Consider the following 12,094-nt stretch of genomic DNA (forward strand, 5'->3'; position numbering starts at 1 on the left):
CCTCGTCCACCGATAGCGGCCGTACCGAGCTTTGGGTTCATCCGCTGGGGATCGTGTGTCGGCGGGCGCGTTCTGCCTCCGCCACCTCGCGCCGCCCGGCGTCGTCGGCGGACGCCGGGACCGGCACGGCGGCCAATTGGCCGATCCGTTCGGCCAGGCGATCTGCCCAGAGCCGCCCGGCCGAGGTGAGACTCGCGGCCCGGTCGAGCTCGACCAGGGCGCGCTCCAACTGCGCCCGTACCACAGCGAACCGCGCGGTGGCCTGGGCCGCGAGTTCCGGATGGGCGCGCAGCGCGGCCCACACCTCGGCGACGGCGGTGAACGCGTAGGTGCCGTGCAGCAGCCCGCCGATCGGACGCGGGTCCGGACGCCAGGGCGCGAAGTACCGCACCGGGTCTGCGGGTTCGTGCAGCTGGACCAGGCCGAGGACAGCGTTGAGTTTGCTGTGTTGCAGCTCGTGCACCATCGTTACGGCCAGATCCACCGGGTCGAGGTTGGCGTCGGCGGCCAACGCTCCGAAGGCGTCGGCGTGCGTGACACTGTGCCCGCGCTCGGTGCCGTCGGCCAACGGCACGAAGGTGCTGATTCCGGCGGCCACCTCGGCGGCGTGCGTCGGGGCGTACCCGACGAGCAGGTGCCAGGCGTGCCCGACGGACCGTTCCAGCTCGGCGGCCTGCGGTGCGGAGAGCCGGGCCGCGACCGGTAGCCCGAAGCAGTCGCGGTAGGGGTCCAGGTCGTCGACGCGGAGGTCGAGGGTGACCGACTGGTCGGTGAAGCGCCACCAGCGGGTGGGCGTCCACTGGCGCCCGGTCAGGTCGGCCGGCGTCACAGTTGTGCTGCCGCCGCCGCGGCGCAGCACCCCGAGGCCCGGCACGGGCACCAGGCCCGCACGGGGCGTGACCGGCACCGCCGCGTCCGACCGACCGCTGAGGGCGGCCGCCGCGAGCGCCGCGAACGAAAGGTAGTCGGGTCGGCCGGTGTCGCCGTGCCGGACCCGATCGATTGCCCAGACGGCCAGCCACGGATGATCGAGCAGCACGTCGGCGGCGGCCGGGTCGACGCGGTGGGCGTGGCCGAGCAGATGCGCCGACGCCGCCAGGGCGTCGTCGGTGTCGGCGAGGCTCTTGAGGACGAGCATCGTGCGGTTGCGTTGCGTCCGCCGCAGAGCGCGGATGGCAGCCGGGCCAGCCCGGCCGTCGGCCAGGCGGGTGAACTCCGAGTGGGTCAGCTGGAGTCGACGCCGGGGTCGAGGAAGCTGTTCCAGCCGGCCAGCGTCGTCTGCCGGGGACTCTTCAGTGTCGCGACCAGTTCCTCGATCCATCGGGCCAGTTCCGGATCCTCGTCGCGTAGCAGGTGGCTCAGACCCTGCGTCAACACGTCGACCACAACGAGGTGATCAGGTGCGGGTTGCTCAGTCATCGATGTCCCGGGTTGGCGCAGGCTTGCTGACATGAAAACACGTCAACGTCTGTGATCACCATCGGCTTACCGTCCGTCACCGGGGGTCGCGTCATGGGCCGTACCGCCGCCGGCTGCTGCCGGCGGCGGTACGGGACCCGCGGGTCAGCCGGCGGCCGCCTCGGCGGCGGCGTAGTCGCGGGCCACCCGGACCATCTCCACAAGCCCGCCGGCGTACTCCTGGGATTCGCCGTGCGCCTCGTCGAACGGCGGCTGGAAGCCGACGCCCTCCCACTGGTTGGTTTCCGGGTTCCACAGGTCGTTGCCGACCTCGAAGTCCCAGGCGAAGATGCCCAGCTCGTAGTAGAGCTGGTCGGCCGAGTTGCCGGCGGCGGAGTAGAGCACGTCGGCGACCGGTCCGGTCTGCGACGGCCAGGTGACGGTGCCGCGCTCCTGGGCGATGGCGCCGACGATCCGCCGGGCGCTGTTGAGGAACAGCGTCGACTCGTCGATCGACGGTCGCGGCAGGGTGACCCTGCCGTCGGCCCGGTACGCCCCCGGGGGCCACATGAAGTACCCGCCGTAGGAGTGCACGTTCATCGCGAACTTGATGTTCGGGTGGGCCTGGGCGAGCGCGATCACGTTGCCGCTCTCCGCCTCGGACAGCTCCGCCGTGCCGGCGAAGTTGCCGGACAGGCAGTTGGCGCTGGCGCCCACGTAGCCGTCGAAGTACGACCCGACTGTGTAGTTGCGGTTGATGTCGACGCCCCACGAGGTGCGGTTCTTCGGGTCGCGGGCGGCCCCGGTGCAGTGGTTGACGAGATTCTTGCGCTGGAAGTTGAAGTCGTTGAACGAGTAGTTCGCGCCGTCCGGGTTGACCGTCGGGATGACGAAGATGTCGACCTGCTCCAGCAGCTCACGGGTGGCCGCGTCGGTGCGGGCGTTGGCCAGCATCCGCTCGGCGAACTCCAGCGTCACCAGCGGGGTGGCCCACTCCCGGGCGTGTTCCTGGGAGTACGCGAGCACCCCGACCCGGGAGCCGTCCCGGTGTACGCCGAGGCGCAGGGCCTGCACCGTCCACGGTCGCGCCGGCACCTCGGTGCCCTGCAGGCCGTCGTCGAGCCGGGTGGGGCCGGCGACGGGCATCGGCAGCCCGGCCGAGCCGTCCTCGACGGTGGCCCGGAACCGGTCCGGTTGGCGGGCGTTGATCGCCGCCGCGACCTCGTCGGTGGTGCTCACCGTCTTGCCCGCCGTGTCGGTGGCCAGTGACACGGTGAGGACGCGGTCGCGGTAGCCGACGGTCAGTGGCCGGTTCGCCCGACCCGGGTCGACAGTCCGCACCTGTACGCCGTTCATGTTCTGGTCGCCGAAGCGGACCGACTCGACCACCACGGCGGCGACCGTCGGGTCGCCCAGGTAGCCGGCGGCGTTGCGTCGGTACCCCTGGGTCTTGTTCGGCAGGTCGATCACGTCCACCAGGTCCCGGTACTGGCGGGCCAGCCGCTTGATCCGCGCCTGGATGTCCACCGGCGTCAGGTACGCGTCGATGAAGTCCTTCTGGTAGCCGGCCGGCAGCGGCGGTGGGGAGGCGTTCGGCCAGAGCGTCGGCGTGATCGCCCGACTGACCCCGCCGAGACTGGAGGTGGCGCTCAGGTGAACCGGTCGGCTCGGCACCGGCTGGGGGAGCGCGTAGTGGTACTGGTACTCGCCGGAGTCCTCGAACCGGTACAGCGGGAACGAGCCGGTGACGCCGTCCGCCGTCCGCCAACTGACGGTGATCTCCACGTCCGGGTCGTCGGTGGCGGTGGTGGCCACCTGGGCCTGCAGGAAGGTCTGTCCGTTGGTGGTCCACCAGTACGCCTGCTGTACCTGGAGGGTGTCCACGGCAGCGGCGGCGGCGGTGGACCGCTGGCCTGCGGCCGGCACACGCAGCCCGGCGGCGGTGCGGGCCTGAGCCGCGCGGACGCTGTCGGCGTAGTGCCGGTTGCCGTCCCCGGCGCGCTGCACGATCTGCACGGCCGTCGCGCCCTGCGCTGTCAGTTCATCGAGCTGCGCGCCGCTGAGCACCAGGTCGGCGATGATCCGGCCGTCCCGTGCCCGGGGCCGGTTGGCCAGGTCCGCGCCGGTGGCCACGAGCCGGTCCAACTGGGCCTGATCGCGCAGCTGGACTCGGACCACTGCGGTTTCGGTGGCGCTCAGGGTGATCGGGGCTGCCGGATCGGCGGGTGCCGCCGCGCCGGAAGCGGGATGGGACAACACTGCGCTGAACAGGATCACTGTGGTGGCGGCAGCTGTCCACCGTCGTCGGACGATCATGTGCCCTCCTGTGACGGACGTCGATGTGCTTGGTCCTTACACCAGTGCACAGATCGACAACTGTCAAGGTGATCGGGCGTCCGCCGCGCCTTTACCCGGGTTGGGCTGGCTGATCTTCAACATCCGCTGGCGTCGCGGACTGCACCAACCGGCCAGCCCGACCGCGGTGGCGAGCACACCGACGGTGTGCCGGTGCACGAGCGCTCGACCCGTCTGGTCTGTCTCGATCCGGCCGACGGCGTGGCCCGGTTCCTCCGCGCGACCCGGCATGTTGCTGTTCGTCGCTGATCCCGGCCGCCCCGCGAGCGCCGTCTGGTCGAACAGCAGATCAGCGGGGTACGCCGGGTGTCCTGCTCTTGGTCGGGAAGGGCGCCCTGCTGGCGGTGGACGCCTGCGCGCCGACGGCGCGAGTCTCGTAACCGGTAGACGGCGCGTCCGCCTCAGCGGCGCGCCGTGAGGGGCACCAGCACGAGGGCGGCGATGCCCAGCATTGCCGCGCCGACAGCCCACCACCAGAAGAATCCCGAGAAGGCCGACGCGACCAGGAGCCCCACGCCGAGACCGGCCAGCAGCCCGAGTGTGAACAGGGCCCGTGGCGGCAGGGCGAGGTACGGCAGGCGTCGTATCACCAGCACCTCCAACCAGGTGCCGCCCGCCGTCAGCAGCGCCGAACCGACGCCGTCCACAGCGGACAGTCCGTGACCCTCGCTGATGGGCACGAGAACCCTGCCCTCGTCACCGGCCGGGACGAAGAGGACCAGCACACCGACGACGATGAGCAGAGCGGCGGTGACGACCTGCCTGCGTGGGGCGCCCGCACCAACGGATGACATCGCTACAGTCTCGGCCGCCCGCCGCCGTCTGCACAGGAGCCGTATCGGCGAACATCGAACGTCTGGCGCCCGGGCTGGTGGGGTGTCAGCGTGGGCTGTCAGCCGCGCGCAGAGCCGAAGCTCTATCCTGCTCACTCCCGAACCGCAGGGCCAAAGGCGAGGGCCCGCCCTGAATCCAGCTCTGGTCCAAGAGGCATGGCAGGAAGGACAGCACGACGATGGCACAGCACGTCGGCAACCCACGCGCGCCGCAGATCTGGCGAGTCTCACCGCTCGGTCGATTCGGCGTACTCGCGCTGGTCCCTCTGGCCGGCCTGTTGTCGTGGCTGGTTCTCGGCTCCGTGCTCGCGAGCGCTCTCGCCATCGTCGGTGCGCTGCTGAGTTGGTGGAGGTTCGCCTGGTCTCCGGCCGTGATCCTCACGGACACCGAGGTGATCGTGCGGAATCCCAACCTCTCTCACCGCGTCGCGCTGCAGGACGTGGCGATGGTGGATGCGGGTTACGGCGGCATGACCGTCACGACGTCGACGAACCAGCGTGTGGTCGCCTGGGCGGTCCAGAAGTCCAACCTCGCCAAGTGGACCGGTAGACACACCCGCGCCGACGAGGTCGCGGCGTCGATCATCCAAGCGACTCGGCGCTACGCCGAAACGTCGTAGAGGGCAGCCGATCCCGCTCGGCGCGATGACGAGACGCGAAAGGCCCAGGTGCCGCGATCATGCGGTCTACCTGGGCCCTCGTGCGTGGAGCGGGCGACGAGAATCGAACTCGCGTAGTCAGTTTGGAAGACTGAAGCTCTACCATTGAGCTACGCCCGCGTGCATCCCGCCGGAGCAGGACGCGCCCCTAGCGTACCCAATGTCGGTGCCCGACGCGTAACCGCGTCGCCGCCCTGCGGTGCCGCGTCGTCCGCGGCCCGGCGGCCCGGCGGCCCGGCGGCCCGGCGACCAAGATCCGCACAACATCTGGGATGTAGTGGCCTCGCTGTCCCAGCAGGCCACTACATCCGTGAAGTTGGGCGGATCTTGGAGCCGCCCGGCGGATCTTGGCGGCGAGCAGGTGGGGTGGAATGGTAATTTTCGGGTGATGTGTCCGGGTGGGGGATGCCCCGGCACCTACTGAGGCGTGGCGACGGCATAGACTGCACGTCGCCACGGGGTGTGGCGCAGCTTGGTAGCGCACTCGCTTTGGGAGCGAGGGGCCGTGGGTTCAAATCCCGCCACCCCGACTGTCGTCCGCGGCCGGGCCGCCCCGGGTGCCGCCCAGTGCGGCTCCCGGGCGATGCCGGAGCGTCAGGCCGGCTCGCCTACACTCGATGGGCTGAATCACGCCCAGACTCAACTGAGATCCGTCAAGGAGTACGCCTGTGAAGAGCACCGTCGAGACTCTGAGCCCGACGCGCGTGCGGCTCGCCATCGAGGTGCCGTTCGTCGAGCTCGAGCCGAGCCTCAAGAAGGCGTACCGGGAGATCGGTTCGCAGGTCCAGGTTCCGGGCTTCCGCCGGGGCAAGGTGCCGACCGCGGTGATCGACCAGCGGGTGGGCCGGGGCACCGTCCTCAACGAGGCGGTCCAGGAGGCCATCCCGGAGAACATCCTCGCCGCCGTGCGCGAGCACGACCTGAAGACGCTGGGGCGCCCGGAGGTCGAGATCACCGAGTTCAACGACGGTGACTCGCTGAACTTCACGGCCGAGGTCGACGTCCGCCCGGAGATCACCATCCCGGACGCGAGCACCATCGAGGTGACCGTCGACGAGCTGCAGATCGACGAGAGCGAGATCGACGAGCAGGTGAAGAACCTGCGGGAGCGTTTCGCGACGCTCAAGACCGTCGAGCGGGCCGCCGCCGAGGGCGACTACGTCCAGATCGACCTGAACGCCACCGTCGACGGCGAGGACGTGCCGGGCGGTCAGGCGAGCAACATCTCTCACGAGGTGGGCAGCAAGCAGCTCCTGCCGGGCCTGGACGAGGCAGTGGTCGGCCTCGCCGCCGGCGACGACACCACCTTCACCACCCAGCTGGTCGGCGGCGACTTCGCCGGTCGGGACGCCGACGTGGCGGTGACCGTGCGCACGGTCAAGGAGAAGGAGCTGCCCGAGCTGAACGACGAGTTCGCCCAGATGGCGAGCGAGTTCGACACGATCGAGGAGCTGCGCGGCGACCTGCGGTCCCGGGTCACCCAGGGCAAGCAGGTCGAGCAGATCTACGCCGCTCGGGACAAGGCCCTGGCCCAGCTCGTCGAGGCCGCCGACATCCCGGCCCCGGAGGGTGTCGTCCGCGAGGAGGTCGAGAGCCGCAAGCAGGCGATGGTCGACCAGCTGGAGCGGATCGGCGCCTCCATGGAGGAGTACCTCGCGGCAGAGGACAAGACCGAGGAGCAGATCGACGCCGAGCTGACCGAGGCGGCGACCGAGGGCGTCAAGGTCCAGCTCCTGCTGGACACGCTGGCCGACGCGGAGGACGTGCAGGTCTCCGACGACGAGTTCGGGCACGAGATCGTGCACCGGGCGCAGCGTGCCGGAATGGCCCCGCAGCAGTACTACGACCAGCTGGTGCGCTCCGGCGCGGCCGCCGCGGTCTTCGGCGACGTGCGGCGGGGCAAGGCGCTCGCGGCCGTCATGGAGAAGATCACGATCAAGGACTCGGCCGGCAACGGGATCACCCTCGACGCCCTGCGCGCCGCCAACGAGGCGGAGCACAACCACGACCACTGATCGTCGGGTGCGGCCGCCGTCCGCCGCTGAGCGGCCGACGGCGGCCGTTTCCCATTCCGGGTGCGCACCCGGCAGCAAGCACTGCCGGGTACGCCCGGAAGCCCGCGCCGCGGGTACCCCGACACAGCTGCGCTGAGAGCGAACACTGCCCCGACCGGGACTCTGCCGCCCCGCACAGCGGTTAGTGTCGGGAAAGACGGTACGGAGAGCGAAGGGCTGCCATGACCGACATGCACATCCCCAAGAAGTCGCTCCGGGCGATTGACGCGCGCGGTGGCGACTCCATTGGCAACCTCGACGACTCGGTCTACAACCGGTTGCTCAAGGAACGCATCATCTTCCTGGGCAGTGAGGTGACCGACCAGGTCGCCAACCGCATCTGCGCGCAGCTGCTGCTGCTCGCCGCGGAGGACCCGGACCGCGACATCAACCTGTGGATCAACTCGCCGGGTGGCTCGGTCTACTCCGGCATGGCGATCTACGACACCATGCAGTTCATCGACAACGACGTGTCGACCGTGGCGATGGGCATGGCTGCCTCGATGGGCCAGCTGCTGCTCTGCGCGGGCACCAAGGGCAAGCGCTACGCCCTGCCCCACGCACGGATCATGATGCACCAGCCGTCCGGTGGTCTGGGCGGCACGGCGTCCGACATCGCCATCCAGGCGGAGCAGATGCTCTACACGAAGCGGATGTTCCAGGAGCGGGTCGCGCACCACACCGGCCAGAGCCAGTCGCAGATCGAGGCCGACTCGGACCGGGACCGTTGGTTCACCGCCCAGGAGGCCATGGACTACGGCTTCATCGACAAGGTGATCATCGGGGCCGCACAGGTTCCGGATGGCGCCGGGACCCTGAGCTGAGGAGCTGACGATGACCGATCTGAGCCTGCCGCCCCAGTTCGCGGCCGTGCACAACCGCTACGTGCTGCCGTCGTTCGTTGAGCGCACGTCGTACGGGGTCAAGGAGTCGAACCCGTACAACAAGCTCTTCGAGGACCGGATCATCTTCCTCGGCGTCCAGGTGGACGACGCGTCGGCCAACGACGTGATGGCCCAGCTGCTGACGCTCGAGGGCACCGACCCGGACCGCGACATCATCATGTACATCAACTCGCCGGGTGGTTCGTTCACCGCCATGACGGCGATCTACGACACCATGCAGTACGTCCGTCCGGACATCTCGACGGTCTGCCTCGGGCAGGCGGCGAGCGCGGCGGCGGTGCTGCTCTCGGCGGGCACCCCGGGTAAGCGGATGGCCCTGCCGAACTCGCGGATCATCATCCACCAGCCGGCCACCGAGGGCGGCTACGGGCAGGGCTCGGACATCGAGATCCAGGCCCGGGAGATCCTGCGGATGCGTACGCAGCTGGAGGACATGCTGTCCCGCCACTGCAACCGCCCGATCGAGCAGGTTCGCAAGGACATCGACCGTGACAAGATCATGACGGCCGAGGAGTCCAAGGAGTACGGGCTGGTCGACACGATCCTGACCAGCCGCAAGAAGGGTCTGCTGGCGGCCAACGCCGCCCGCTGAGCTGTACCGGGTCAGAGGTTGGCCGGGGTTCCGTTCCCGGCCGACCTCTGACACACCCGTTTTGGGGGTCGGAGAATGCCCCGCCAGCGGGTAACGTCGGGTCCGTACCGCTTCGCCGGTTGGGCCGGCGGCGCGAACTAAGCCGGGCGGCGCGCAACGTCCGCAGGTCAGGGCCGGGTCTCCGGCCGATGAGTGCAGGGAGAACGTAGGTGGCACGGATCGGTGACGGCGGCGACCTACTGAAATGCTCCTTCTGTGGCAAGTCGCAGAAGCAGGTCAAGAAGCTCATCGCGGGCCCAGGGGTCTACATCTGCGACGAGTGCATCGATCTCTGCAACGAGATCATCGAAGAGGAGCTGGCCGAGTCCGGCGAGGTGAAGTGGGAAGAGCTTCCCAAGCCGATGGAGATCTGCCAGTTCCTCGACACCTACGTCGTTGGGCAGGATCAGGCCAAGAAGGCGCTCGCCGTAGCTGTCTACAACCACTACAAGCGGATCCAGGCCGAGGCGGCTGGCGCGCCGGGCTCCGGCAGTGACGCCGTCGAGCTGGCCAAGTCCAACATCCTGCTGCTCGGCCCGACGGGGTGCGGCAAGACCCACCTCGCGCAGACCCTCGCCCGGATGTTGAACGTCCCGTTCGCCATCGCCGACGCCACAGCGCTGACCGAGGCGGGCTACGTGGGCGAGGATGTCGAGAACATCCTCCTCAAGCTGATCCAGGCCGCCGACTATGACATCAAGCGCGCCGAGACCGGCATCATCTACATCGACGAGGTCGACAAGATCGCCCGCAAGTCGGAGAATCCGTCGATCACCCGGGACGTCTCCGGTGAGGGTGTGCAACAGGCCCTGCTCAAGATGCTCGAGGGCACTGTGGCCAACGTGCCACCGCAGGGTGGCCGTAAGCACCCACATCAGGAGTTCATCCAGATCGACACCACGAACGTGCTGTTCATCTGTGGTGGGGCGTTCGCCGGCCTTGACCAGATCATCGAGTCCCGCACCGGGCAGGGCGGCACCGGCTTCGGTGCCCGGCTCCGGTCGGTCTCCGAGCGGTCGACCGACGACATCTTCAGCCAGGTCATGCCGGAAGACATGCTCAAGTTCGGGCTGATCCCCGAGTTCGTCGGCCGGCTGCCGGTGATCACCAACGTTCGCAGCCTGGACCGCAGCGCCCTCGTTCGGATCCTCACCGAGCCGCGCAACGCCCTGGTCCGGCAGTACCAGCGCCTGTTCGAGCTGGACGGTGTCGAGCTCGAGTTCGACGAGCCGGCGCTGGAAGCCATCGCCGATCAGGCGATGCTGCGGGGCACCGGTGCCCGTGGTCTGCGGGCCATCATCGAGGAGGTTCTGCTCTCCGCGATGTACGAGGTGCCGAGCAACCCCGACGCCGCCCGCGTGCTGATCACCCGCGAGGTTGTCCTGGAGAACGTCAACCCGACGATCGTGCCGCGTGAGTTCACCGGGCGCCGGGCTCGGCGCGATCGCGAAGAGAAGTCCGCCTGATCCTTCCCGCATCACGCCGGCCGTTCGATCCTGAGCGGCCGGCGTGTTCGTGTTCCGCGCCGTTCGCCAGTGCCCACCACCCGTGCCGGCCAGACTGTGACGCTGTCCGTCAGCGGCCCTCCAGCCGTACCCTTTGCTCATGCGCGTCGCCGTCTGCCAACTGAACGCCCGGGACGACCGTAAGGCCAATCTGGCGGCTGCGGAGGCCCTACTGGAGCGCGCCGCCGCCGGCGGCGCGGATCTCGCCGTCCTCCCGGAGTACGTCGACTACCTGGGTCCTGCCGGTGGGCTACCCGAACCGGAGCCGGTCGACGGCGAGGTGGGCAGCTTCTTCGCCGCTGTCGCGCGGCGGCTCGGGATCTGGTTGGTGGCCGGCTCGTTCCACGAGGCCGGCCCGGACCCGGACCACACCTGGAACACGTCGCTGGTCTTCGACCGTTCCGGCAGTCTGGCCGCGAGCTACCGCAAGATCCACCTGTACGACGTGGAGATCCCCGGTCGGGTCTCCTACCGGGAGTCGGCGAGTGTCGCGCCCGGGGCCCAACCGGTGGTGGTCGACGTCGAAGGGCTGCGGGTCGGCCTGTCGATCTGCTACGACCTGCGCTTCCCGGAGCTGTACCGGCTGCTCGCGTCCGATGGCGGCGCCCAACTGCTGGTCGTACCCGCCGCCTTCATGATGCACACCGGTAGGGACCACTGGGAGGTCCTGCTGCGGGCCAGGGCGATCGAGAACCAGTGTTTCGTGGCTGCGGCCGGTCAGACCGGCGACCACGAGCCAGGTCGCACCTGCTTCGGGCGCAGCATGGTGATCGACCCGTGGGGGACGGTCGTCGGCCAGGTGCCGGACGGCCCGGGGGTCTCAGTCGTCGACCTGGACCTGGACCGGCTCGAAACGATCCGGGCCGAGTTGCCCAGCCTGGCCAACCGCCGGCTCTGAACTGCCCAGCCTGGCCAACCGCCGGCGCTGAACCTCAGTTCTCCAGCAGGACGCCGATCACCGCGAACCCGGCGATGGCCGCGGCGGTGACCAACAGCGCCGTGGTCATCCGGGATCTGCCCCGTCGGGCCAGCCGTCCGACCGAGAGCACCAGAACGACCAGCACGACCGCGCCGATCACCACCTGCCAGAACGGCCCGATGAGGCCGAGCAGCGCCTCCTCGGCGAACACCCTGGCACCGTGCCCGGACTCATCCATGACTGACACTCTGGCACGTCGAGGTGGCTCCCGTCCTCGGCTGCGCCGGGGACCGGTGGGCGCTGTTCGTCCGAACCAGTGATGAACCCTGATTTGCCTTCTCCGGGCCGTCCGCGTAACTTTCTCTCTGCACGGGGGAGGCCGGACAAACCGGCTGAGAACGGGCACCAGGCTCGTGGCGGGAACGCCGAGCGAGACTGAGGATCGGGCGGTGCGGAACACTCCGGAAACGGGGTTGCGAACGCGGAGCCGACCGGGTAGAGTTCTGAAGCCGGCAGGAGCCGGGCGGAGAGCCGCGAAGCGGTGATCGGCCGGTCTGCGGCTTCCCACGACAGAAACGAACGTCGGCAACGACGTGCGTCATCGTGGACTCAAGCAAGCAAGGCTATCCGCATTATCGGTTGAAGCATGACGAACTGCGAAATATCGGTTTGACACGGTGGAAACGAGCGGGTAACGTAGTAAAGGTGCCTGGCGCTGATAGCGCTGGGGACGGGGTACGGAAAAGCCCCGGTTGGGGTTCCACGTGGTGGGGCTTCTGGTCGGTGTGTGGTTGTTCTTTGAGAACTCAACAGGGTGCTTGTAAAGCCAGTGCCA

The 12,094-nt window shown here is 69.0% G+C and carries 11 protein-coding genes and 2 tRNA genes; 7 read left to right on the forward strand and 6 right to left on the reverse strand.

Annotated features, from left to right (window positions below):
* Positions 1–37: 37 nt before the first annotated feature.
* From AB0B94_RS20510 to AB0B94_RS20525, 4 genes are all read right to left on the reverse strand, one after another.
* Positions 38–1,138: an HEXXH motif-containing putative peptide modification protein gene (locus AB0B94_RS20510; RefSeq protein WP_357282122.1), complete on the reverse strand. Its 1,101-nt coding sequence runs from the start codon at positions 1,136–1,138 to the stop codon at positions 38–40.
* A gap of 86 nt (positions 1,139–1,224) precedes the next feature.
* Positions 1,225–1,419, reverse strand: a complete 195-nt coding sequence (locus AB0B94_RS20515) for a hypothetical protein (RefSeq protein WP_238669031.1) — start codon at positions 1,417–1,419, stop codon at positions 1,225–1,227.
* 144 nt (positions 1,420–1,563) lie between these two features.
* Complete coding sequence (locus tag AB0B94_RS20520) at positions 1,564–3,714, reverse strand: M14 family zinc carboxypeptidase (protein WP_357282126.1); 2,151 nt, start codon at positions 3,712–3,714, stop codon at positions 1,564–1,566.
* A gap of 440 nt (positions 3,715–4,154) precedes the next feature.
* Complete coding sequence (locus AB0B94_RS20525) at positions 4,155–4,547, reverse strand: hypothetical protein (RefSeq protein WP_357282128.1); 393 nt, start codon at positions 4,545–4,547, stop codon at positions 4,155–4,157.
* Between the two features lie 218 nt (positions 4,548–4,765).
* Between AB0B94_RS20525 and AB0B94_RS20530 the strand changes: the two genes are divergently transcribed.
* The gene (locus AB0B94_RS20530) at positions 4,766–5,206 is read left to right on the forward strand and encodes a hypothetical protein (protein WP_357282131.1); all 441 of its coding nucleotides are present in this window, start codon (positions 4,766–4,768) and stop codon (positions 5,204–5,206) included.
* Between the two features lie 85 nt (positions 5,207–5,291).
* Here the strand turns inward: AB0B94_RS20530 and AB0B94_RS20535 are convergent.
* Positions 5,292–5,365 (reverse strand) — tRNA-Gly (locus AB0B94_RS20535).
* Between the two features lie 336 nt (positions 5,366–5,701).
* Between AB0B94_RS20535 and AB0B94_RS20540 the strand changes: the two genes are divergently transcribed.
* The 6 genes from AB0B94_RS20540 (at position 5,702) to AB0B94_RS20565 (ending at position 11,238) form a co-directional block, all read left to right on the forward strand.
* Positions 5,702–5,775 (forward strand) — tRNA-Pro (locus tag AB0B94_RS20540).
* Positions 5,776–5,913: 138 nt separating this feature from the next.
* Positions 5,914–7,260: a trigger factor gene (gene tig / locus AB0B94_RS20545; protein WP_145789660.1), complete on the forward strand. Its 1,347-nt coding sequence runs from the start codon at positions 5,914–5,916 to the stop codon at positions 7,258–7,260.
* Between the two features lie 221 nt (positions 7,261–7,481).
* On the forward strand, positions 7,482–8,123 hold the full coding sequence (locus AB0B94_RS20550; RefSeq protein WP_007464111.1) for an ATP-dependent Clp protease proteolytic subunit: 642 nt from the start codon (positions 7,482–7,484) through the stop codon (positions 8,121–8,123).
* A gap of 10 nt (positions 8,124–8,133) precedes the next feature.
* A complete protein-coding gene (locus tag AB0B94_RS20555) occupies positions 8,134–8,796 on the forward strand; it encodes an ATP-dependent Clp protease proteolytic subunit (RefSeq protein ID WP_030333536.1) in 663 nt (220 codons plus the stop codon).
* A 209-nt stretch (positions 8,797–9,005) separates the two neighbouring features.
* Positions 9,006–10,301, forward strand: coding sequence for an ATP-dependent Clp protease ATP-binding subunit ClpX (gene clpX, locus AB0B94_RS20560; RefSeq protein WP_030333537.1), 1,296 nt, complete (start codon positions 9,006–9,008; stop codon positions 10,299–10,301).
* A 139-nt stretch (positions 10,302–10,440) separates the two neighbouring features.
* On the forward strand, positions 10,441–11,238 hold the full coding sequence (locus AB0B94_RS20565; protein WP_357282136.1) for a carbon-nitrogen hydrolase family protein: 798 nt from the start codon (positions 10,441–10,443) through the stop codon (positions 11,236–11,238).
* A 34-nt stretch (positions 11,239–11,272) separates the two neighbouring features.
* Here AB0B94_RS20565 and AB0B94_RS20570 read toward each other — a convergent pair whose 3' ends face one another.
* On the reverse strand, positions 11,273–11,497 hold the full coding sequence (locus tag AB0B94_RS20570; RefSeq protein ID WP_357282138.1) for a hypothetical protein: 225 nt from the start codon (positions 11,495–11,497) through the stop codon (positions 11,273–11,275).
* Positions 11,498–12,094: the final 597 nt, after the last annotated feature.

Source organism: Micromonospora sp. NPDC048986 (genome assembly GCF_040649335.1).
Classification (GTDB): domain Bacteria; phylum Actinomycetota; class Actinomycetes; order Mycobacteriales; family Micromonosporaceae; genus Micromonospora; species Micromonospora alfalfae.